The organism is Bacillus sp. EB106-06-01-XG163 (genome assembly GCF_058791615.1).
Window position 1 is genome coordinate 194,584 of record NZ_JBYTDS010000005.1, and the last position, 22,438, is coordinate 217,021.

Annotated in this window: 23 protein-coding genes; 1 reads left to right on the forward strand and 22 read right to left on the reverse strand. The window is 44.6% G+C overall.

Annotation, left to right across the window (positions count from 1 at the left end; all coding sequences use genetic code 11):
• Positions 1-45: 45 nt before the first annotated feature.
• The 4 genes from AC3WTF_RS08525 to ctpB all read right to left on the reverse strand — a co-directional run bounded on the left by AC3WTF_RS08525 (position 46) and on the right by ctpB (position 4,741).
• A complete protein-coding gene (locus AC3WTF_RS08525) occupies positions 46-1,113 on the reverse strand; it encodes a DUF3810 domain-containing protein (RefSeq protein ID WP_047936435.1) in 1,068 nt (355 codons plus the stop codon).
• Between the two features lie 278 nt (positions 1,114-1,391).
• A complete protein-coding gene (minJ, locus tag AC3WTF_RS08530) occupies positions 1,392-2,582 on the reverse strand; it encodes a cell division topological determinant MinJ (protein WP_047936246.1) in 1,191 nt (396 codons plus the stop codon).
• A 74-nt stretch (positions 2,583-2,656) separates the two neighbouring features.
• Entirely contained in the window at positions 2,657-3,010 is a 354-nt protein-coding gene (gene swrA / locus AC3WTF_RS08535; RefSeq protein ID WP_014305920.1) for a swarming motility protein SwrAA, read from the reverse strand.
• 372 nt (positions 3,011-3,382) lie between these two features.
• On the reverse strand, positions 3,383-4,741 hold the full coding sequence (gene ctpB / locus AC3WTF_RS08540; RefSeq protein ID WP_372584026.1) for a carboxy-terminal processing protease CtpB: 1,359 nt from the start codon (positions 4,739-4,741) through the stop codon (positions 3,383-3,385).
• Positions 4,742-4,950: 209 nt separating this feature from the next.
• Here ctpB and AC3WTF_RS08545 point away from each other — a divergent pair, with 209 nt between their 5' ends.
• Positions 4,951-6,357, forward strand: coding sequence for a right-handed parallel beta-helix repeat-containing protein (locus AC3WTF_RS08545; RefSeq protein WP_007407463.1), 1,407 nt, complete (start codon positions 4,951-4,953; stop codon positions 6,355-6,357).
• Positions 6,358-6,403: 46 nt separating this feature from the next.
• On the opposite strand, the gene ftsX is transcribed toward AC3WTF_RS08545, so the two are convergent.
• The 18 genes from ftsX to AC3WTF_RS08635 form a co-directional block, all read right to left on the reverse strand.
• Entirely contained in the window at positions 6,404-7,294 is an 891-nt protein-coding gene (gene ftsX, locus AC3WTF_RS08550) for a permease-like cell division protein FtsX (RefSeq protein WP_007407464.1), read from the reverse strand.
• A complete protein-coding gene (gene ftsE / locus AC3WTF_RS08555) occupies positions 7,287-7,973 on the reverse strand; it encodes a cell division ATP-binding protein FtsE (RefSeq protein ID WP_007407465.1) in 687 nt (228 codons plus the stop codon). Before ftsE ends, ftsX begins: the two co-directional genes overlap by 8 nt.
• A gap of 218 nt (positions 7,974-8,191) precedes the next feature.
• Positions 8,192-8,533 (reverse strand): cytochrome c551, encoded by a 342-nt coding sequence (cccB, locus tag AC3WTF_RS08560; RefSeq protein ID WP_007614074.1) that lies wholly within the window; start codon positions 8,531-8,533, stop codon positions 8,192-8,194.
• Positions 8,534-8,568: 35 nt separating this feature from the next.
• Complete coding sequence (locus AC3WTF_RS08565; protein WP_129003552.1) at positions 8,569-9,417, reverse strand: YitT family protein; 849 nt, start codon at positions 9,415-9,417, stop codon at positions 8,569-8,571.
• 169 nt (positions 9,418-9,586) lie between these two features.
• Positions 9,587-10,688 (reverse strand): peptide chain release factor 2 gene (prfB, locus tag AC3WTF_RS08570; RefSeq protein WP_096034905.1). Its coding sequence is split into 2 segments (ribosomal slippage): positions 9,587-10,615 and positions 10,617-10,688, totalling 1,101 coding nucleotides; the frame shifts between segments, so codons are not numbered across the junction.
• Between the two features lie 74 nt (positions 10,689-10,762).
• Entirely contained in the window at positions 10,763-13,288 is a 2,526-nt protein-coding gene (secA, locus tag AC3WTF_RS08575; RefSeq protein WP_007407469.1) for a preprotein translocase subunit SecA, read from the reverse strand.
• 166 nt (positions 13,289-13,454) lie between these two features.
• Positions 13,455-14,021: a ribosome hibernation-promoting factor, HPF/YfiA family gene (gene hpf / locus AC3WTF_RS08580; RefSeq protein ID WP_003151413.1), complete on the reverse strand. Its 567-nt coding sequence runs from the start codon at positions 14,019-14,021 to the stop codon at positions 13,455-13,457.
• 194 nt (positions 14,022-14,215) lie between these two features.
• Entirely contained in the window at positions 14,216-14,593 is a 378-nt protein-coding gene (locus AC3WTF_RS08585; protein ID WP_003151412.1) for a DUF8042 domain-containing protein, read from the reverse strand.
• A gap of 9 nt (positions 14,594-14,602) precedes the next feature.
• Positions 14,603-14,947, reverse strand: a complete 345-nt coding sequence (gene fliT / locus AC3WTF_RS08590; RefSeq protein WP_007407472.1) for a flagella biosynthesis regulatory protein FliT — start codon at positions 14,945-14,947, stop codon at positions 14,603-14,605.
• A complete protein-coding gene (gene fliS, locus AC3WTF_RS08595; protein WP_003151407.1) occupies positions 14,947-15,348 on the reverse strand; it encodes a flagellar export chaperone FliS in 402 nt (133 codons plus the stop codon). The genes fliT and fliS overlap by 1 nt, the downstream gene beginning before the upstream one ends.
• Positions 15,349-15,367: 19 nt before the next feature.
• Positions 15,368-16,915: a flagellar hook-associated protein 2 gene (locus AC3WTF_RS08600; RefSeq protein WP_129003550.1), complete on the reverse strand. Its 1,548-nt coding sequence runs from the start codon at positions 16,913-16,915 to the stop codon at positions 15,368-15,370.
• 250 nt (positions 16,916-17,165) lie between these two features.
• A complete protein-coding gene (gene hag, locus AC3WTF_RS08605; protein ID WP_038460035.1) occupies positions 17,166-17,996 on the reverse strand; it encodes a flagellin Hag in 831 nt (276 codons plus the stop codon).
• Between the two features lie 144 nt (positions 17,997-18,140).
• Positions 18,141-18,365: a carbon storage regulator CsrA gene (csrA, locus tag AC3WTF_RS08610; RefSeq protein ID WP_003151402.1), complete on the reverse strand. Its 225-nt coding sequence runs from the start codon at positions 18,363-18,365 to the stop codon at positions 18,141-18,143.
• Positions 18,359-18,790 (reverse strand): flagellar assembly protein FliW, encoded by a 432-nt coding sequence (gene fliW / locus AC3WTF_RS08615; protein WP_007407475.1) that lies wholly within the window; start codon positions 18,788-18,790, stop codon positions 18,359-18,361. Before fliW ends, csrA begins: the two co-directional genes overlap by 7 nt.
• A 29-nt stretch (positions 18,791-18,819) precedes the next feature.
• Positions 18,820-19,389 (reverse strand): DUF6470 family protein, encoded by a 570-nt coding sequence (locus AC3WTF_RS08620; RefSeq protein WP_032867077.1) that lies wholly within the window; start codon positions 19,387-19,389, stop codon positions 18,820-18,822.
• Positions 19,390-19,480: 91 nt separating this feature from the next.
• Positions 19,481-20,398 (reverse strand): flagellar hook-associated protein FlgL, encoded by a 918-nt coding sequence (gene flgL, locus AC3WTF_RS08625; protein WP_003151396.1) that lies wholly within the window; start codon positions 20,396-20,398, stop codon positions 19,481-19,483.
• An 11-nt stretch (positions 20,399-20,409) separates the two neighbouring features.
• A complete protein-coding gene (gene flgK, locus AC3WTF_RS08630; protein WP_047936250.1) occupies positions 20,410-21,927 on the reverse strand; it encodes a flagellar hook-associated protein FlgK in 1,518 nt (505 codons plus the stop codon).
• 15 nt (positions 21,928-21,942) lie between these two features.
• Complete coding sequence (locus AC3WTF_RS08635) at positions 21,943-22,425, reverse strand: flagellar protein FlgN (protein WP_003151394.1); 483 nt, start codon at positions 22,423-22,425, stop codon at positions 21,943-21,945.
• Between the last annotated feature and the right edge of the window lie 13 nt (positions 22,426-22,438).

Below are 22,438 nucleotides of genomic sequence, written 5' to 3' on the forward strand. Positions count from 1 at the left end.
GCCCGCTATCATTACTATATAAACCTATAAGTATTCAAGATACATTTAATTGTACTTCTCTATCTCTCGCTGCTCTGCCAGCAACAAATTCACCATATCACTATAGCTATTCAAACCGTCTGTCTGATTATTTGCCTTCAGATATACATCATTTACATTTCTTGAAATACTTGGAATAACACCCTCATACTTATCCCGGTACTGCTCATTTTGTTCTATATCATGCTGCACCGCCTTGGACAGACTGGACATTATATCAGACGCCTGATCTGGATCCACTTTCTTTAGCTCAGATATAGAATAATCAAATGCTAGAAAAAAACCACTGTAAAGTATCATTGGATCATCCTGCTGCTTACATGCCAGATATGCTATAAAATTAGCCTCATCCTCATGCATGAAACCACTCTGATGTGCCAATTCATGCGCCATAGTAGCAGGCACCAAGAAAACGGGCACATTAACATTGATATTGGATTCATAAGTAAAAGGGACAAAAATACCATGTATCCCTGCATGCGACATTAGTTTTGACATCACCACTGGTTTTGGTGTTGAATATGAATGCTCCAAAACAGGATATTTCTTTGATAACATTTGCATCGAGAACACTGCGTGTTGTGCATAATAATCAAAAACCTCTGGTACATGAGCCAAAAGATCAGTATCCGCTAACTTTTCCCTTGCCAATTCCATTTCAACGGCAAGTGACTTACTCAATTTAACCAGTTCTTCCTTGCTGTAGTTCTCTTCTTTATATTCGGTATGAGACAAAAAAGAATATCTGTGATAGTTTATTCCACCCAAAATAGTATAACAAAAATATATCACGCTACAGATCGTAACGATTCCTAGAGCACCACGATAAACTACCATCCTACGTGCACCTTTACTCATGATGACCTTGCGCACATAATAAACGATATAAAATAGAAATAGTAACACAACCAACACTACGAGCCATTCACTAACAGAAAATGTGACCCAAGAAGGTACAAGTCCTACTGTTTTTGACAATAACGGATATACAGACCTACTGTATTTCTCCGCCCAATCCTGATGGTTCTGCGCGTATTTTGTCAGTATATAAGCTATAACTCCAAGTGAGATCAACGGCAATCTCTTAAGTAAAAGCTTTTTAATAATGTACTCCTCCTATCCAACATAACCATTATAATCAGTTATTCTTAATATATATCCTGCTAAAGATTCATCTTCTAAAGGTTTTGGAGTTAGCAATAACCTTTCCAATAAGCCATACCTCTCCTTCATTTATTTTTTTATTATTTCAAAATAAAACAGCTAAGAAAATATAATTTTCTTAGCTGTTTTATTTTGAAATCTAGTTTAGGAGTTCTTGAAACTATTCCGAATAATTATGAAAAATCACATTATAATGCTGTCATTTCTTCGTGCTCGTGTTCATCCTGCACGAATAAAATACCTAATTCATGATGTTCGCCTTCATAGGACGCGCGCTGATCAAACCGGATCTCACCGTTCAGGCCGATGATCTCCATTTTTACAAATGCGCGGTTTTTTTGAAGTGCTTCATAAAAATCCGACACATGCTTCACGGGGATGCCGTTTACTTTCGTAATAATCTCACCGATCTTCAGCTCAAGATCGTCCGCGGGTGTATTCGGAATGATGCCGAGCACCATTAAGCCCTGATCCCGCTTAGAGAAATAAAACGGAGCCGCGTTATCGTTCAGCCGCTGTCTTAATGATAAAAACAGGCGTCCGAGCACCGCAATACAAGCGGCAGCTCCGGCAAGCGGAGTCCACCAAAGGGCCGCTGCCCCGAATGCGGTCACGATAACCCCGAGAATCATGACACGTTTCGCCGTTATCCTTATGCTGACTTCCGGAAGTGACCCCTGCACACGCTGTCCGAAGCCGGCGATATAAGGAATCCAGATCAAATGGAAAGAGCCGCCCGGCACGGTAAAGACAGGCCACCAAGAAAGGTGTGACTCAAGCCCGCTGCCCGGCACCAATAAGAAAAGCGGAAGCAGCCATGCGCGATTCGCCAATTGTCGGCCGATGGGCAGGCCTCTGCTGCTGACGACAAGCGCCGGAGATGTTTTCAGATGCGCTGAACGGCAGGCAGCCGCTCCCTCCGTGATAATCAAAAGGCCCATAAACACGGCCGCCGATGCCCAATTCACGCCGAATGCCTGCGGAAACCGATCCGCAAACGGCACTGTGTGGGTATACTGAAGGATAAACGCAATGAACATGCCGGCGCTGACAATATAAGCTGAGGACAGCCAATTCATACGGAACGTCAGCGAAGCCAAAGCCGTCACAGCCGCGATTATGCCGAGAATACCGAATGGAATCGAAATTCCCAGTCCAAAAAATAATATGGAGAGAAGAATACCCGGTATAAGTCCTTTTATGTATGTAAAGATAAGCTCGTCATACATATCCGCGATTTTTGTATGAAACGTATGGCGTTCACGTTTGATCCGCAAATATCCGCATGCGAGACTTATGATGATAAAAAACCAGAACATCGGGTGCAAAAAAAACAGACCGATACTTTTCAGAAGTTCAATTCCCCATTGAACAGACACTGCTTTCACCGCCTCAAGCCAAACATTTTAATTCTATTCTACCAAATAATCATTGGCTTGAATATCTCAAACGTCTATCTCTCTTCCGTCATCCAGAGCGTTACATTTGAGAGAGAGAAATCTTTCAGATAGTGGTCAACCTCCACCTCGATCACGCCGCTGATCAGAAGCATGGACCGCTTAATATCCGTCAGATTAATTCCTAAACGTTTATGGTTTTTCATTAAGTAAGTGAAATAATGCTTCGCACACTCTTCATTGATTTCGTGAACGCATTCAACATTTGTGTAATTGACCAGGTATCTGCTGAACAGCATAAGAAGACTTAGTGCTTTTGTTGATGAAAATGTAACGTCTTTTGTTCTGTCTTTTAGTTGTTCCACTAATTCATAATATTTTTTTTCACGCACAATACTTGCCCTCTTCAATTGTGAACCCCCATTTTTTTATCCAGATAAGCACGGGTGATTACAGCTGCCGTGCTGAAGCGCCGCAAACACTTCTGCTTTCGATACTGAAATGCAGCTGCCAAACTAAAACTGTTCTCTATTAGAACCTTCTTTTATTGTAAGAACTAAAACTGACTGAGGCAACTTTCAAAAGTTTCATTTTGAATACATATTAACTCGGCATAAAGTCTCTCTTCTCTATAAATATCGGGTAATGTTTGTCCTTTATAAATGTTTAAATGTGAAAATTTTTTTAATATCTTGTCAAAACCGACATAATTATATGTCTTTTAGTTCATTTTTAGAGTGTGACAAAAGAAACAGGAGACGTAAAAAACGCCTCCTTTTCATTTATTTTACAAATAATGATTTTAACGCCATTTGCAGCTGTAAATCATTTTTTTCGTCAGATTTCTGTTCATTCATCAGCTGATTCATTTTTTCCGCTGTCTTTTTATCAATGACCGCTGTTTTATCAAGTTTGTACCGGTCTTGAAACGCCAGAACGGCTTTTTTCATTGTTTTGCTGAAATAGCCGTCTGCTCTGCCCGGGTCGAAGCCTAGGCCTTTCAGCAGGATTTGGGCGTGCTTGACATCCGCGCTGTTCATATCAGGCTGAAGCGGCTGTTTCAGCTGAAGCGGTCCCGCCGCAAAATAATCCGGCTGGCTCACAGCGATTGTCGGAGCAATGCCTTTTTTGTGAATCCAATTGCCTTTCGGTGTCAGCCATTTATAAAGCGTCAATTTAATGTTGCTCCCGTCTCCCATAGGCACGGCCTGCTGAACCGTTCCTTTACCGAAAGAAGTGTCACCGACAACGTCATAATGTCCCGCTTCTTTTAACGCACCCGCAAGAATTTCTGAAGCGGAGGCGCTTCCTTTATCCGTGATGACATTGACGGGATACGGCTTCTTATGTTTTAAGGTTGAGAAATATTGCTTTTTATCGCCGTTACGCTCCGCAATTTGGATATACGGCATGTCTTTTGTGATGAAATGCTTTAAAATTTGTTCAACGCTTTGAAGGTAGCCGCCGGGATTCCCTCTTACATCAAGGACGAGACCGTCAATCCCTTGTTTTTCAAGCTTTTTCAGCGCCGCGGCGAAGTCCTGGGCGGTATGCTCGGAAAATGTCGATATTCCGATGTAGCCGACATGATGACCGCCTGATTCTTTGCGGGAAGCAAATACGGTTTCAAGCGGGATTTCCGCTCTTTTAATCCGGAATGACAGCTGTTTATCAGTACCCGGACGCTGTATTTTAATAGAAACCTTCGATCCTTTTTTTCCTCTGATTTTCAGCACGGCTTCGTTTAAACCTTTCCCGTTCATTGACTCGCCGTTTATGCTGATAATTTCATCATTCGGCTTGAGTCCCGCTTTTTCCGCCGGAGATTGCTTAAACGGTGATACGATAATGATTTTATTGTCCTCCATACCGACTTCAGCGCCGATCCCTTCGAAAGAAGAATCAAGAGAATCGGAAAACTGCTTAGCGGTCTGCTTGTCCATATAAACGGAATAAGGGTCGTTTAATGTAGACAGCATCCCCTGAATCGCTCCTTCAAGAAGCTTTTCTTTATCTACATTTTCCACGTATTCGTTCGAGATCAGCTCATATGCTTTTTCGATTTTTTCCATTGCCCGGCTTCTTTCTGCGTCTGATGAATTCGGCTGTGCCGCCCCGGCAATATGAGCTCCGCCGCACATGATGCTGACGGCCGCTATCACTGCGATCATTTTCTGCTTCATCGTTTACCTCCTCTTAGTCCTTTTACGAAAATCTGGAGATAGTATGTGTAAATTGCAAAGAATTCATGTAACGGCAACAAAAAAATGAAAACGCGAGATTGTTACATATATATGGGTAACGTATAATATTTTGTATGCAATTCATTAAATATACAGGAGAATGCGATATGAAAATAAAATTATCGATTTTATCCGCGGCGGTTCTGGCCGCAGGCATTACCGCCTTTGTCTGGCCAAAAACAGAGGCCAATGAAAAAACGCAGACGGACGCCTTGTATGTTTCTCCCGCAGGCAGCGACCAAAATGAAGGAACGAAAGAAAAGCCGTTCCGCACATTAAAACATGCGGCTGAAAAGGCAGAGGCCGGGACAACCGTATTGATTCGGGAAGGGACGTACGATGAAACGTTTGAAGTAAAGCACAGCGGCACGGCCGAAAAGCCGATTACATTTCGGAACTATCAGAATGAGCATGTCTCAATCAGCGGCAAATCTGCGCCAAAAAGCGATTCTGAAACTCCGTTAATTCAAATCCGCAATAAACAGTACATTACCATTCACGGCGTTACGCTTGAGAATCTCTCCGTATCATCAGAAGATGCGACGGCCATGGGAATCTATGTCACCGGATCAAGCAGTCATATCAACATTGACGGCAACCATATCCGAAACATTAAAACCACGGCTGATGAGGGAAATGCACACGGCATCGCGTTTTACGGCACAGGCGCCATGAAGGATGTCAGCATCACAAATAATACGGTTGAAAAACTGACGCTCGGCGCAAGCGAAGCGGTCGTGCTGAACGGGAATGTTGACGGATTTAAGATTGCCGGCAATACCATTCGGGACAATAACAATATCGGGATTGACGTGATCGGATACGAAGGAACGTCCAAGCAAAACGACTATGCGCGAAACGGCGTCATTGAAAACAATACAGTGAGCCATAACTCTTCTTACGGAAATCCCGCTTACGGAGATGAATATTCAGCAGGCGGTATTTACGTTGACGGCGCAGAACATGTGGACATTAAGAATAACACCGTTTACAACAATGACCTCGGCATTGAAGCCACTTCCGAACATAGAGGGAAATACGCACGAGATATCCGGATTACGGATAACAAGGTGTACGGCAATGCTTACACCGGTATTTCAATCGGAGGCTATGACACAAAACGCGGCGGCACCATCAATTCGGTGATCGCTCACAACATTATGTACCGAAATGACACGAAGGACCTTGACGGCGGCCAGCTGCTGCTGCAGTACGGCACAAAAGGGAACACGATCGAAAAAAACATCATGACGGCAAGCGGTTCAAGGATTTTTATCGCAAATGATTATACGAAAAACGAAGGCAATACCGTTAATCATAACGTCTATCACAAAGAAGCCGGAAAAGACGGCATTTGGAATTGGAAGAACAGAGAATATGATTCATTCACAGCGTACCAAAAAGGAACGGCAAACGATTCGGATTCCATTTATGCGGACCCGATGTACCGTGACGAATCGTCTTATGACTTTACATTAAAGCCCGGATCACCGGCCCTGCCCGTCATTCAGTAACGAAACCATTAAAAAAAGCCAGTCTATATCAGACTGGCTTTTGTATTTATACACGAAGGAATTTCCGGATGGAAGTCAGACTTCCCCATACTCCGATAACCGCGCCGATCAGAATGAGCACAAGTGATACTTGGAACACAAACGGACTGTACGGCAGAAGTGAAACAAATGATCCCTGAACTTTCGGGGCCACCCAAGCGACCATCGACTGGTACGTACTCAGCACGAGAGCGATCGGTATGATAGAACCGAATACCCCCAGCAGCAGCCCTTCCAGGAAGAACGGCCAGCGGATAAACCAGTTTGTCGCGCCGACAAGCTTCATGATTTCAATCTCTTTTCTTCTGGCGAAAATCGTGATTTTAATCGTATTTGAAATTAAGAACATCGCCGTGAACAGAAGGCCGATGATTAACGCAATCCCGATGTTGCGTGACACCCCGACGATCTTAAACAGACGGCTGACTTCTTCTTTCCCGTATGTCACTTTATACACATGATCCAGCTTTTCAATTTTTTTCGCGACTTTCGGCGTATCATGCGGATCTGTCGTTTTGACGATAAACGCGTTGTTCAGCGGGTTTTCCTGATCTTGCATTTTCATGGCCTTTCCGCTGTCGCCGAAGCTTTTGACCAATTGATCAAGCTCTTTATCTTTAGATGAAAACTCTACGCTTTGGATTCCCGAGATGTCTTTAATCTCATTCTGCAGCGTATCCTGCGTTTTCTTATTGGACGTCAGATCGATTAATACTTTAATTTCCACTTCTTTTTCAGCATTTTTAGCCATGTTGTTTAAATTCAGCATAATGACTAAAAACACGCCGACCAAAATCAATGTAACGGTAACGGCACTGATGGATGCAAATGTCATCCATGTGTTTCTTCCGAGAGATTTAAAACTCTCACGCAAATGGCGCCCGAGAATTTTAATCATAAGAACCATACTCCCCTCTTGACTCATCACGCACAATAATTCCGTCTTCGATCGCGATGACCCGTTTCTTCATGGTGTTTACTATTTCTTTATTGTGTGTCGCCATCACGACGGTCGTTCCGCGGTTATTAATCTCTTCCAGCGTCTTCATGACTTCCCATGATGTTACCGGATCAAGGTTGCCCGTCGGTTCGTCAGCTATCACGACGTCAGGATTGTTGACGATGGATCTTGCGATGGAAACACGCTGCTGTTCTCCTCCGGAAAGCTGGTCGGGAAACTGCCGCGCTTTATGCTTCAGCTGCACAAGATCGAGCACTTCGAGCACGCGTTTTTTAATAACGGACTGCTGCTCTCCGATCACCTCAAGCGCGAACGCGACGTTTTCAAATACCGTCAGTTTCGGAAGAAGTTTAAAATCTTGGAAAACAACACCTATTTTACGCCGCACGAAAGGAATCTCTTTTTCTTTTACAGACGCGAGATCTTTATGATTAATCAATATTTGTCCTTTTGTCGGCTTTTCTTCTCTGTAAATCATTTTAATAAAAGTAGATTTACCGGCTCCGCTCGGTCCCACGACATATACAAATTCTCCGGGATGAATCATGACTGACAGCCCGTTAATCGCTTTTACACCGTTCGGATAGGATTTATATACTTCTTTCATCTCTATCATGAAATCACCTAATCTTTTAATTATGTCTTGCAGCCATAGAGTTCGTAAAAATACTGCGGTTTATGGCCGGTTTACCAGGAAACAGATGAAAAATCTGAAAGTTCCTTTTCCTCAGTACACTTCATTATACGTCAAATTTAGACATATTACTATTACAGTTTCTTTTCATTCCCAGACCGTGAAAAAACCTTGCCCCTATAACAGGCAAGGTTTTTCTGTTATTTTTTCTGTGACAGCCATTTTGCGATCTCAGCGGCTTCCTTATCATTTACAAGATGGCTCGGCATATTGCCGCGTCCGTTTTTAATGATGCTTTCAATTTTAGCTTCATCATACTTCCCGCCGACTTCCTGTAAATTCGGGCCTCCGCCGCCTTCTAAGTCTTTTCCGTGGCAGCCGATACAGCTTTGCTGATAAAGCTCTTCTCCTGCTGACGCAGATGCTTTTGACCCGCCTGAACTGTCAGAGCTTTCTTTTTTCGATTCATTGGAACCGCCGCATGCCGCCAGCAGGACGGACATGGTCAGAACCAGCGCCAGCAGCGCCCATTTTGATTTCATATGTAAGATGCACCCCTTCGCTATTATAACCCCGTTTACGCGCGTTTGAAACCCTCGCCGAGCACCTCGCTTGCGTCTGCGACAATGACAAAGGCTGACTCATCAATCTGTTTGACGATTTGTTTCAGTTTTGTGAATTCGGTCTGGCCAACGACACACATTAAGATCGGACGGTCATGTTCCGTATACCCGCCGACTGCGGAAATCTTCGTCACACCCCTGTCGATTTCTTTAAACACAGCCGATCTGACGGCTTCTTCATGCTGCGTAATAATTAAAGCCATTTTGGAGCGGTTGAACCCGACCTGCACGACATCAATCGTTTTGCTTGAAATAAATACCCCGAGCATCGCATACAGTCCCTGCTCCACTCCGAAAACGATCATCGCGCTCAGCACAATTAATCCGTCCATGATGGCGAGGCACGTTCCCAGCGACAGCCCCGTGTATTTGTGAATGATCTGGCCCGCCAGAGCCGTTCCCCCCGTGGAGCCTTTGCCGAGATACACGATGCCGATTCCCGTTCCGATCCCGACGCCTCCGAAAATCGCCGCCAGCAGTTCATGGGTCGTCGCGGCAGGCAGATCTCTTGTTAAATAGACGGCGAGCGGCAGAACGATGGAACCGGCCAGTGTCTTCATTCCGAACTTCCCGCCGAGAATGATCACTCCGGCGATAAACAAAGGGATGTTAATAATCCACTGCACGTAAGCCGGTTCAAAACCAAACGTTTCTAAAATGGTGCTGATCCCGCTTACTCCCCCCGCTGCTATACGGTTCGGCAGCAAAAATACGTTAAACACGATCCCCGTAATCGCCGCGCCGATCATGATGTATATATAATCTTTGATCAGACGGAGCGGCTTATTGTGATTCACATCCATGCAAAATCCTCCGTTCTCCGATTTTCTCTCGATAGCATTTTAAGTCTTCCCGGCTTAGAAGTAAATAACAGCCAAATACCGTATTAATTTGCTAAAGCGCTGTTGTGAAAAATGGAAAAAGAGAACGGATAAAAAAACACACCTTGCCAAAGGCAGGTGTGTTCCCGGATTACGACAGTTTAGAACGTAAATAGGCGTCAATGAAGATATCGATATCTCCGTCCATAACCGCCTGCACGTTCCCCATTTCGGTATTGGTGCGGTGATCTTTCACCATGGAGTACGGATGGAAGACGTACGAGCGGATTTGGCTGCCCCAGCCGATTTCTTTCTGTTCGCCGCGGATTTCGTCAAGCTCCGCCTGCTGTTCTTCAATTCTGCGCTGATACAGCTTCGCTTTGAGCATTTTCATCGCCCGGTCGCGGTTTTTGATTTGTGAACGTTCCGTCTGGCACGTGACGACTACATTTGTCGGGAGGTGGGTGATCCGAACGGCTGAATCAGTCGTATTGACGTGCTGTCCGCCGGCACCGCTCGCCCGGTACGTATCAACTTTAATATCTTCGGTACGAATATCAATGTCGATTTCTTCATTGAATTCAGGCATGACTTCACATGACACGAATGACGTGTGACGGCGGCCTGATGAATCAAATGGAGAAATCCGCACGAGACGGTGTACGCCTTTTTCCGCTTTTAAATAGCCGTATGCATTGTGGCCTTTAATGAGCAGTGTGACAGACTTAATTCCTGCTTCATCTCCCGGGAGATAATCAAGCGTTTCAACTTTGAAACCGCGTCTTTCCGCCCAGCGGGTATACATTCTGAGCAGCATGGAACCCCAGTCCTGGGATTCCGTACCGCCGGCCCCCGGATGAAGTTCTAAAATCGCGTTGTTTTTGTCATATGGTTCACTGAGCAGCAGCTGAAGCTCAAATTCATTCAATTCCTTCGTTAATGACTTCAGCTCTTTTTCAAGCTCTTGCTGAAGGTCCTGGTCAGGTTCTTCTTTTAAAAGATCATGTGTCATTTGCAGCTCTTCGTGAGACTCGCTCAGCTGATGATAGGAGTTCACGTATTCTTTCAGACCGTTCGCTTCATTGATGACGGTTTGGGCCTTCTGCTGGTCATTCCAGAATTCCGGTTCCGCCATCTTTTCATCTAATTCTGCAATGCGGGCTTCCTTTGATTCGAGGTCAAAGAGACCCCCTGAAGTCCGCTAAACGAGAAGCCATATTTTCGAGCTCTGCCCTGATTTCTGATAATTCCATTCCATTCACCTCATTAAAAGATCCGGGGCGCCATAAGACGCAGACCCGGTCATGTTCGCTTCATACAGTCGAGACTATTCTGTCCGGCCGCAGCAATTTTTATATTTTTTTCCGCTGCCGCAATGGCAAGGCGCGTTGCGTCCGATATCCACAACTTTTCGCACCGGCGCTTTTTTCGCTTGTTTGGCCTCATCGCCGTCCTGCGGCTGATGAGCCGTCGTTTGGCCCTGAACAACTTCTTCGCGTTCCAGATTGCTTTCAATCTCGGCCTTCATGACGAATTTCGCAACTTCGTCCTCAATGGACTCAATCATGTGCTCAAACATTGCGAAGCCTTCCATTTGATATTCACGCAGCGGATTTGTCTGCGCATAAGCGCGGAGGTGAATCCCTTGACGCAGCTGATCCATCGCATCAATATGATCCATCCATTTTGAATCAACGGCACGCAATACGATGACTTTTTCAAATTCACGCATCTGCTCTGTGCCGAAATTCTCTTCTTTTTCATTATATTTTGTCATGATGCGGTCCATGATCATCTCATGCATTTCATCCGGTTCTTTTCCGAAGATATCGCTCTTTTCAAGTGCGCCTTCATCAAGATACGTTGAATTCACCAGCTCCACGAGGCCGTCAAGATTCCATTCTTCCGGAAGCTCCTCTTTCGGCGTATAAGCGGCAATCGCACGCTCCAGAGAAGACTTGATCATGCCTTCCACAATGTCACGCAGGTTTTCAGAGTCGATGACTTCAAAACGCTGCTTGTAAATGACTTCGCGCTGCTGACGGAGCACGTCGTCATATTGAAGAAGCTGTTTACGTGAATCAAAGTTGTTTCCTTCGACACGTTTTTGAGATGATTCCACAGCGCGTGACACCATTTTGCTCTGAATCGGCGTGGAGTCATCCATACCGAACCGGTCAAGCATCGCCATCGTCCGTTCAGCTCCGAAACGGCGCATCAATTCATCTTCCATTGAAAGATAAAATTGTGTGATGCCCGGGTCTCCCTGACGTCCTGAACGTCCGCGGAGCTGATTGTCAATCCGGCGGGATTCGTGGCGTTCCGTACCGACGACTGCAAGGCCGCCAAGCTCTTTTACGCCTTCGCCGAGTTTAATGTCGGTTCCGCGTCCCGCCATGTTGGTCGCAATCGTGACAGCGCCTTTTTGTCCCGCTTCTTCAATAATCTGAGCTTCACGCTCATGGTTTTTGGCATTCAGCACCTGATGCGGAATCCCTTTGTTTTTCAGAAGTTTAGAAATCAATTCAGACGTTTCAACGGCAACCGTACCGACAAGAACCGGCTGTCCGGTCATGTAGCGCTGGGCGACATCCTCCGCCACCGCCTTGAATTTCCCTTCCATTGAGCGGTAGATCAAGTCCGGACGGTCGTCACGGATGACCGGCTGGTTGGTCGGGATGGATACAACCTGCATGTTATAAATATTGCGGAATTCTTCCTCTTCCGTTTTTGCGGTACCGGTCATACCGGCCAGCTTTTCGTACATACGGAAATAGTTTTGGAACGTAATCGTCGCCAATGTCATGCTTTCATTTTGAATCTCCAGGCCTTCTTTCGCCTCAATTGCCTGGTGAAGACCTTCGCTGTAGCGGCGTCCTTTCATCAGACGGCCGGTGAAGGAATCAACGATGACGACCTGGCCGTCTTCAACAACATAATCCACGTCTTTCTGCATCGCCGCATGGGCTTTTAAAGCCTGGTTGATATGGTGGTTCAAGGCCACGTTTTTGACATCAAACAGGTTGTCGATGCCGAACGTTTTTTCAGCCTTCGTCATTCCTTCTTCCGTCAGCTGAACGCCCTTCGTTTTGACGTCATACGTATAATCCTGATCTTTCTTGAGTGTGCGGACAAACGCATTTGCCTGCACGTACAGTTTTGTGGACTTCTGAGCTTGTCCGGAAATAATCAATGGCGTTCTCGCTTCATCGACTAAAATTGAATCGACTTCATCAATAACGGCAAAATGAAGCGGGCGCTGCACCATTTGTTCTTTATAGAGCACCATGTTGTCACGCAAATAATCAAAGCCGAGTTCATTGTTCGTTGAATACGTGATATCGGCTGCGTAAGCTTCGCGTTTTTCGTCTTTTGACATCGAATTCAGGTTCAGGCCGACTGTAAGCCCGAGAAACGCAAAAATCTCTCCCATTTGCTGGGCATCACGGCTCGCCAGATATTCGTTGACCGTTACGACGTGAACGCCTTTTCCCGTCAACGCATTTAAATACACGGGAAGCGTGGACGTCAGCGTTTTCCCTTCCCCTGTTTTCATTTCGGAAATGTTCCCCTCATGAAGGGCGATGCCCCCCATCAGCTGCACTTTAAACGGGAACATACCGGTTACGCGGCGGGAAGCTTCACGAACGACGGCAAACGCTTCGACAAGAAGGTCATCCGTCGTTTCTCCTTTTTCAAGCCGCTCTTTAAATTCTGCCGTTTTATGTTTAAGCGCCTCGTCAGAGAGATTTTCATAATCTCCTCTTACGGCATCAATGTCATTTGCTATTTTTTCGTATTTGTTCAGCGCACGTTTGGTCGGATCAAACATTTTATTTAAAATCCCAAGCATCTATAACGCTCCTCTATGTTCACATGCAGATTTTGCATGGAATAAATGATAATTTTCTGTCCATGTATACCTCTCATTATCATAACATACCTTTTGCCATTTCCAAAGAATTTGCAGGTAAAGATAGAGAAAAACCTTCCGCGCGTTCACGGAAGGCTGGATGGGTTTATTCAGTCGGTTCAATTAATCCGTATTTGCCGTCATTTCTGCGGTAAACGACGTTTGTGAGATTCGTCTCCGCGTTGGTGAATACGAAGAAATTATGTCCGAGCATATTCATTTGGAGAATCGCTTCTTCATTATCCATCGGTTTTAAATTAAAACGCTTTTGACGGACAATTTCCGGGCTGTCATCTTCAATTTCGTCCTGAACCGCTACGCCCGTATCAGCAGCGCTGCCGTTCTCGAAATAATGTTTCGGAAGACCCTGCTCGCGGAATTTTCGGTTGACTTTTGTTTTGTGCTTTCGGATTTGACGTTCCAGCTTGTTTGTTGCGAGATCAATTGCATTGTACATATCCTCGTTATGCACTTCGGAACGAAGCGCCAGATCAGTCATCGGAATGGTGACTTCAACTTTAGATTCCTTATCATTATAGAATTTTAAGTTGACGTTCACATCGGCATTGACGCTCTGCTCGAAATATCGCTCCAGCTTGCCGATTTTTCTCTCCACATGATCCTTTAACGCAGGTGTAACCTCAATGTTTTCTCCTCTGATATTGTAGTTCATCAAAGAACGCCTCCCTTTATCTAAGGATATGTAACTATTTCTCTTTTACCCCTTCTGATCCCTGCTGAAACGTTAAAATAATGTGTAAATTCGGTGAACGATGACGAATGGTGTCGGTTTTATCCGGCAGCTTCCGCCAGGATTATAAGTATATGCGGAGGACGCAGGCAAAAGACCTGCCGCTTGCAGCAGGTCTAGTGAAGAACATACGGTTTGATGCAGTCGTGCGTCTGCTCCATCCACAGCTTATAATGCGGCAGAAAGATGGTTTTTAAAAACTCCTGAAAAGGTGCGGACGGGAAATCATAATCATTTAACATGCTGAAATCCTGAAAGATCTCGTCAAATGAGCGGATCGCCGTCTCCACGCATCGGCACTCAATGATAGACAGCAGAAGCGCATGAGAGGAATCGAGATGAAAAAAAGCCTGAATCAAATCGTTGTAAATCCGCTCGCCCTCCGTCTTAAAAAAATCATCCTGCGTGTCCAACAGGTAGCAAAGCCCCTCATCAATCGTAAAAAGAAGCTGGTAATAGGCTGACACCAAATGGTAATCGTTCAAACTTCTCAAAACACTCACCTATTTGCGTTTGTCGTAATAACGGCCGTCACTTGTCGTTTGATGATACGGATTGAAATACGTATTATGGTAGATTCGTTTTTTCTTAAGCGTTTTTATTTCATTTCGGATACCATCCTGAATCCGTTTCACTTCGCCGGTAATCAGACGGTCCATCGCGGCCACCTGCTGAAGCAGCGTTTTTTCTTCTTCGGAAAAAGGCGGCTTTATGCCCGCAAGCATCTCCTCCCTTTTCTCCGTAAATGCCGTAACGCTGCTGATGAGACCATCGCTCTCCGGGGCGTCCTTCAGTGCGGCGTACATGTTCTTCGTTTCGTTATACAAAGAAAAGACATTGCTGTTCATCAGGCAAGGCCGCCCGCGCCATGGCTGTTTTTCCGTTCACTCTGCATGGCCTGCTTCCACGTGTCGCGAAATTCAGTAACGAGCTTTTCCGCTTCATCTAAAAATTCTCCGTTATTCTGCACGTTCGCGTCGATCAGCCGGCGGCGGATGTAATCATAAATGGATGACATCTGTTCAGAAATCTCAATCTCCCGGTTTAACGTGATGCTGAGCTCTTGAATGATGTTTTGCGCCTTTACGATATTTTCATTTTTGGCTTCAAGGTTGTTTTGCTTCATCGCCTGCCTTGCCAGCTTAATGAATCGCAGGCAGCCGTTATAAAGCATAAGGGTCAGCTCTTCCGGAGCGGCTGTAAAGACGGATGTCTGCTGATAAGCAGCAAAAGGATTATTTATTGCCATTTTTATAAAACCTCCAAGGTTATGATGTTGAAGATCCTAACATTGACGTGAGATATGAAGATTGGCTGTTCAATTTCTCCAATGCCGTATCCAGTGCGCTGAACTTTTTATAATATCTCGATTCAATGTCATCCAGCTTCGTTTTCATATTGGAAATATTTGTTTCTATTTCATTCAAACTTTTTCCGATGGCAAAGCTGGATGATACCGAGCTTTCTGTACCCGCCTGTTTTGAAATTTGAGTCTGCATTTTGTTTAATGTGTCTTTTAATCTCCGGGCAATCCCCTGCTCCTCCGGGTTTTTGATAGTCTTACCGGTTGAGCTGTCTGTAATCGTACTTGTACTGTCTGCATTAAACAGTTTAGCCACGAGAGAGGGGTTCTCGGTAATTTTCTGTTTCAGTTTCGCTTCGTCTTTAATGACAAGCTTTCCAAACTTTCCTTGATCATTAAAACTAGACGTCTCTATACCGAAATCGGCAAGCTGATATTTTTTTCCGTCAATCGTAACCGTTGAGTACAGATCAAGCCGCATCTCAGCCAAACCGTTCTGCAGCGTGCTGTCGCTCCGTAATAACCCGCTTTTAGCCTTTGCCTCCCACTGCTCAATCTGCTTATCGGTCATCGCTTCTCTTTGTTCATCAGTTAGCGGCTTATAATCGCGGTATTTTGATTCTGTTACCTTCTCGTTTGCACTTTTAATTAACGTATTGTATTTATCAACGAAATCTTTAATGTTGTCAAAAATGCCGTCCGTATCAGTCGTGCTGTTAATCGTAACCGTTTTATTGCTGTCCGTCACGCTGTTCAGCGTGTATTTGATGCCGTTGATCGTAAAGTTATTTGACGTTTTTGTCATTTCAAGCCCGTTGAACGTAAACTTCGCGTTTTTCCCTTCGGCATTGGCCGTCAGTTCATTTGTTGCATCATCAACGGCAAAACCGAGCTGATCTTTCAGAAAGCTTTTGGTTGCGTCATCACCTGCGGCAAGGGTAAATCCTTCCCCCGTTTTATTGGAAGTGAACGCAATCGTATCCACATAATCCGTGCCGTTGGAAATTTTCTCTTTTAAAGCCGTCACTCCGAGACCCGAGCTGTTCAGTTTGGAAATGACATCGTCAATCGTATCGGTTGCGGCGATCGTGACGTTTACCTCAGTCGGCTTCGTTTCACCCGGATTTGTGACATTGAATTTCAATGTTTGGCTCTGACCTGAAGTGAAATTGATGGCCCCTGATGATTTATAAGTCGTCGGCGTAGCCAGCTGCTGTACAGACATGCTCGTTGAAATATTCTGTTCAGCACTGACGGCCGTCGCGCTGACACTGGAATCCGAACTTGTTACTGTTTTTTTATTCCAGTTTGTGGACATCAGCATATTATTAAATGTAGTAGAATACATGTCGGCAATCTGGGTATTCATTTCCCGATAAGCATCGCGCTTCCATTCAAGCGTCTGCTTTTGCTGGTTTAATTTATTAAGCGGCTGCTTTTCGGCATCCATTAGTTTTTTCACCAGAGAATCTACATCAAGACCGGAATTAAGGCCTGTGATTCTTGTGACCATATGTACCCTCTCCTTTTCGGCGTTTAGTCGTAGACGGCTCTATGACAACAGTGAGTTTCCGACTGTTTATCATATCACAGCTCCATAAATGTATGATCTTATTCTTATATCGGTCATATTAAAAGGTTTTCAATAATTTAACTGCAAAATATAATGTTTCATTTTGTCAATAGGGTTCTTGGGCATGATGAAGGGGGAGATAGCTGAAGAAACAAAAAAAAGACCCTGGAGAACCAGGATCTTTCCGTCATTAACCTTTCAGCAATTGAAGAACTTGCTGAGGCTGTTGGTTAGCTTGCGCAAGCATAGCTTGAGAAGCCTGAGTAAGGATGTTGTTTTTCGTGTACTCCATCATCTCAGAAGCCATGTCTACGTCACGGATACGTGATTCAGCAGAAGTCAGGTTCTCAGAAGAAGTACCAAGGTTGTTGATTGTGTGCTCTAAACGGTTTTGAACCGCACCAAGTTTAGCGCGCTCGCTAGATACTGTGTCGATAGCTGTTTTGATTGTTGTAAGAGCAGTAGATGCTGCCTCCGCAGAAGTAGAGATATCAATTCCTTTAGTAGCATCCCCAACAGCAAGACTTTCAGAATCCATTTTATTAATTGAAAGCTTCATAGTTTGACCTTCATTAGCACCGATTTGGAAAGTCAGGTCAGTTGCTGTGCCATCAAGTAGTTTCTTTGTGTTGAATTCTGTATCTGTAGAAATTCTAGTTACTTCAGAAGAAAGCTGATCCATTTCTTTTTGTAACTCAGCTCGGTCAGAAGTAGTGTTCGTGTCGTTAGCCGCTTGTGTAGCAAGCTCGCTCATACGCTGAAGAATGCTGTGAGTTTCGTTTAATGCACCCTCAGCCGTTTGGATAAGAGAGATTCCGTCTTGAGCGTTTTTAGACGCCATGTCTAAACCGCGGATTTGAGAACGCATTTTTTCAGAGATCGCAAGACCCGCAGCGTCATCACCAGCGCGGTTAATGCGAAGACCTGAAGATAATTTTTCCATATTTTTTGCAGCAGAGTTTGAACCTGCATTCAGCTGACGGCTAGTGTTAAGAGCCGCGATATTGTGGTTGATTCTCATTTTGTATTTCCTCCTTGAATTGTTTTTCGCACGTCCTTGTGCATTTGCGCAGCGTCATTTCCGAAGAAAATTTTTCCTCTCATTGGCTACACTATATATATCGGATGGCCGCTTCTATTGTTTATATTGAAAATAAAAAAATCCTCACTTTTTTTGTGAGGATAGGTTAAGTAATAAATCAGTATTAAAAGATACGGCTCTGTTGTTCTCTTCCAGGATCGACAAGTAGATTTCTTTCCGATGAATATCTACGTGCTGAGGCGCTTCAATTCCCAGCTTTACTTGTTCTCCTTCGATGGCGATCACCTTTATTTCAATATCCGGCCCGATCTGAATGGATTCATTCACTTTTCTTGAGAGAACTAGCATGATCCTCCTCCTATCAGATGTTTTGTTTCATAGGAAGCATCATGTAAAATGATTTGTTTCGCCTTCATTTCCTTTTTATTGACGATAATCGGCGCTTTTAAATTGGCGGTCGTGTTTTCAAAAGGCTCTTCCAGCGTTAAAATCGCCATCACTTCGACGTCCTCTATATCTTCAATGTGCAAAAGCTCAAGCGTCGCATGGTCAATGTCAAATTCGTACCCTTTAAAGAAAATAAACGGACTGGCGACAATAAAGGCGATATGCTCCTGTTTCACAGACTGCAGCGCCAAAAACGGTGAATCTTCCGACAAAGGAAGAACAACAAATTGAGTCTCGTCATTAAATCCCGGCAGGCCGTTTTCAAATGAGATAATCTGCCCTTCGTCTATTCTGATTTCTCCGTGATATTTTGTTTTAATTATCATGCTTCACAATCCTTTACCACTTTCATCTTTTATTCTGCGTTGCCATCGTCAACCGAAATCGTCACCTCAGGGTCTTGCATCATATCAATCTGAACTTTCCCCGGCGTATAATTCCATACAGGTTTATTGACGGCTGCTTCAATTGAAGGTTTGCGGGCTTCAATATCAATCGTAAGCTTTGAAGGAATGCAGTCAATGTCGACGAGAAACTGCGCAGGCAGAAAGTCGCTGAATTCGCCAAATGGATCGGGCGGTCTGACATCTGCTGCCTGCCGGGCCATCACATTGCCCGTTTTCTTTTCGATAGCCGCCATTTCCTTCCCTTCCCTGACTGTTTTTGCAATAAACTCGCTGCAGGCTTCCGCACCTTTCTGGGCGGCTTCAGCGTTCAGCTTTTCAAATGATTTGAGATTCAAGTTCTCCCACGCCCTCGTCTGGTCAATCGTCAGTTTGGCCGGCGTGCTTTCTATGTTCAGCTCTGCCGGCGGCTGCTCAATTTCCAGGTCAGCGGGCGGCTGTTCCATCTCGATTTCTTCCTTTTGAAAGGTTATACCGATTTTAGCAGGCACACTGTCAATAATCAATCTCGGCATCTGCACAGAGATCCCTCCTGTTTATAGTATTTTAGTAAAAAAAGCGATCTCCCTGTTGTGAGTCGCTTTTTTTATATATTGAAGACGATCAGTTATATTATTTCAGGAAGTCAATCAGTGACGGCTGAATGATGTTCGCATTCACTGACAGCGCTGCTCTATGAACCGTCTGTTGAGATAAATAATCAACAATTACATCTTCCATTTCTACATCTTCATTATCGGACAATACTTTTTCAGCGGTTGCCGCTTGTGATTCCAATCTTGTCTGAATGAGTTCCAATCGGTTTGTGCGTGCGCCGATATTGGATTTTTCAGCATTCATTTTGTCAGTAAAACCGTCGATATCTGACAGAATTTGATTTGAATCTGCTTCGGACAGCGTGCCTTTGCTTAAAGAAGCTTCTAAGGAGTTGAGAAATTCAAATACATTATCTCCATTTTGTGCGACGCCTCCGAAAGCTGAGTTCGGATCAGAATTCACTTTCAACACTGCTCCGTTCGAGATGTTGATGTTAACATCCGAAGCACCTGTATAATTCTCATAGTTGTACGTATATGTGCCGTCGGCATTTTCAGTGATCGGCGGGACGTCTGAATTTGTTCCGTTAAACAGATAACGTCCGTTTACCTGAGTATTCGCGACAGAAACGAGCTGCTTTTTCAGCTGGCCGATTTCTGTACCGATTGCTTTCAATTCTGTTTCACCGTTCGAGTCACTTTTCGCCTGAACCATCAAGTCCCGGATTTTCCCCATAATATCCGTTTCCGAGTTTACGCTTGATTCCGAGTTTTCCAGCCATGTAAAACCTTGCGAAACATTCCGCTGATACTGGTTTACCTGCGCAAGCTGAGTACGGTACTGCATTCCCTTCATTGCAACGACCGGATCATCAGAAGCTTTCGTGATTTTTTTCCCCGTAGACACTTGCTGCTGAAGCCGATCGAGCTTGTCATAACTTGAGCCGATAAATCGAAGAGAATTTTTTGCGATCATCCCTTGAGTTACTCTCATTTACTTATCTCCTATCTTCCTCCGGTGCCCATACCGTTAATAATTTTATCGAATATTTCATCCTGCATCGTTATGATCCGCGCAGCCGCATTATAAGCGTGCTGAAACTGAATCATATTTGTCATTTCCTCATCTAAAGACACTGCACTGACTGATTGTCTCCGTTCATCGGCTGAAAGGGTGTTGCTTTCAGAGTTGTTCATAAGATTGGCCGCTTTTTGTGAATTAACGCCCAGCTTTCCGATAAGGGATTCATAAAAGTCATTAATTGTAGTGGTTTCACCGTTAATAGTCAGCTTGCTGTTCTGTACAGCTGCAAGATTTGTCGCGTTTGTGCCGTCACTTTTTTCTCCGTTTAACGACGCTGCGATATTATCAGTAGACGCAAGAATTTTGTCACTGACTTTTATTTTCGCAGCCGCACCTTTTGCCGGCACCGCTTCATCACCGCTGAAATCAAAAAATGCTGCACCCTGTTCGCCTGTATAGGTCTTCCCTTTTTCATGAACTGCATTAAACGCGTCAGCAAAGGATAGCGCCATATTGTCAAGAGCCGTCAGCATTTCAGGATAAAGACCTTTTTCTTCTCCGTTTGACATATAGCCGTATGATTCAATAAGACCTAAGAGTGAGCCTTTTCCGGTAAATGCATCCGCATTGACCGTACTGCTGCCGACTGACACACTCGACACGAGGCCGCTGTCCTTATCGTAGTTGATTTTCATTTCTGAAACTGTTTTTGTGTTACCGTCGAGCAGCGTACCGAGAGAATTGTTGTTTCCGTTCAGCAATTCGACGTTAACCGTGCCCTCAGCAGTCGCCAAGGCATGTCCGCCCGACTTATTATATGAAACTTTAATGTTTGCCATAGAAGATAATTGATCAATCAATCTGTCTCTTTGGTCATACAAATCATTAGGGAGCATACCGCTCGGCTCAACTGCCGCTATTTGATTGTTAAGGTCATTCAGCTGATTGAGAACGGAATTGACCTGATCCGCTGTGTTATCCAGGTTCTTTTTAATATCACCCTGAATGTTAGTCAAAGAGGTAGATATATAGTTAAAACTTTCGGCAAGAGATTTCCCCTGCTCCTGCAAAACTGAGCGCGCTCCCGTATTTTCCGGATTCGTCGCCAGATCCTGAAGGGCATTCCAAAACGAACTGAGCGATCCGTTTAATCCGTTATCGTCAAGCTCTTTCATGACGCCTTCCATTTGCGACAATGAATTGGAACGGGCTGTATAGTACCCTAATTTTGTATTTTCAGTTCTGTACTGATAGTCTAAAAAACTGTCTCTGACGCGCTCAACTGAACCGGCTTTTACTCCTGTTCCGATTTGGCCGGCCGTCAGATCACTGTTTTTTGATACTGCGGGATAAGGGCTCGTCGATTGTAATGTGACGCGCTGCCTCGTGTATCCTTCTGTATTTGCATTTGCAACGTTATTTGAAACTGTGCTCAATGCAGTCTGCTGCGCACTCAATGCACGCCTTGCTGTTTCCAGCCCCATAAAAGTCGATGGCATTGAAAATCCTCCGTTCTAAGCTTTTGAATCGAATAATGTCAAACGGCTGACAGGCTTGCGCGCCGCTTGCGGCTCTTTATAATTCATATTCTCTTTTTCACCCGGCATGATCATATCGAATGCCCCGGAGATGAATTGTAAAGCCTGAATCGTGAGCTGTTTGTTCATCTCATTCACTTCTTTCAGACGGTCAAGAAGCGCAGACAAAGAGTGAAATAACCCTTCAAGCTCCTGTTTTTCACTGCCTGAAGTTCTGGAGATGCATGCAGCAATTGTATTGTCCTCACCGCGGCTGAGAAACTGAGAAGTTAACCTGATTCGTTCTTCCTCAGTCTGCCCGATTGCCTGAATATACTTTTGCTCTTTGGTCAATATGTTGGAGAGCTCTTTTGTTTTACCTGCTTTCAGCGCTTCCGTTTTCTCCTCAGACAGCGTGAGCAGATGTTCATGCAGTGCGCAAAGTCGCTTCAGTTGATCAATAATTGGCTTTGCTGACATTGGCTTTCTCCTT

Bases quoted from the DNA above. Each gene is read 5' to 3' on its own strand.
- flgK (WP_047936250.1), bottom strand. From the start codon at position 21,927: ATGCCATCGACTTTTATGGGGCTGGAAACAGCAAGGCGTGCATTGAGT.
- AC3WTF_RS08545 (WP_007407463.1), top strand. From the start codon at position 4,951: ATGAAAATAAAATTATCGATTTTATCCGCGGCGGTTCTGGCCGCAGGC.
- hpf (WP_003151413.1), bottom strand. From the start codon at position 14,021: ATGAACTACAATATCAGAGGAGAAAACATTGAGGTTACACCTGCGTTA.
- hag (WP_038460035.1), bottom strand. From the start codon at position 17,996: ATGAGAATCAACCACAATATCGCGGCTCTTAACACTAGCCGTCAGCTG.
- secA (WP_007407469.1), bottom strand. From the start codon at position 13,288: ATGCTTGGGATTTTAAATAAAATGTTTGATCCGACCAAACGTGCGCTG.
- flgL (WP_003151396.1), bottom strand. From the start codon at position 20,398: ATGAGAGTAACTCAAGGGATGATCGCAAAAAATTCTCTTCGATTTATC.
- AC3WTF_RS08600 (WP_129003550.1), bottom strand. From the start codon at position 16,915: ATGGTCACAAGAATCACAGGCCTTAATTCCGGTCTTGATGTAGATTCT.
- cccB (WP_007614074.1), bottom strand. From the start codon at position 8,533: ATGAAATCAAAATGGGCGCTGCTGGCGCTGGTTCTGACCATGTCCGTC.
- ftsX (WP_007407464.1), bottom strand. From the start codon at position 7,294: ATGATTAAAATTCTCGGGCGCCATTTGCGTGAGAGTTTTAAATCTCTC.
- ctpB (WP_372584026.1), bottom strand. From the start codon at position 4,741: ATGTGCGGCGGAGCTCATATTGCCGGGGCGGCACAGCCGAATTCATCA.
- csrA (WP_003151402.1), bottom strand. From the start codon at position 18,365: ATGCTAGTTCTCTCAAGAAAAGTGAATGAATCCATTCAGATCGGGCCG.
- fliS (WP_003151407.1), bottom strand. From the start codon at position 15,348: ATGGCAATAAATAATCCTTTTGCTGCTTATCAGCAGACATCCGTCTTT.
- ftsE (WP_007407465.1), bottom strand. From the start codon at position 7,973: ATGATAGAGATGAAAGAAGTATATAAATCCTATCCGAACGGTGTAAAA.
- AC3WTF_RS08635 (WP_003151394.1), bottom strand. From the start codon at position 22,425: ATGTCAGCAAAGCCAATTATTGATCAACTGAAGCGACTTTGCGCACTG.
- fliW (WP_007407475.1), bottom strand. From the start codon at position 18,790: ATGATAATTAAAACAAAATATCACGGAGAAATCAGAATAGACGAAGGG.
- fliT (WP_007407472.1), bottom strand. From the start codon at position 14,947: ATGAACAGCAATGTCTTTTCTTTGTATAACGAAACGAAGAACATGTAC.
- AC3WTF_RS08565 (WP_129003552.1), bottom strand. From the start codon at position 9,417: ATGGATGTGAATCACAATAAGCCGCTCCGTCTGATCAAAGATTATATA.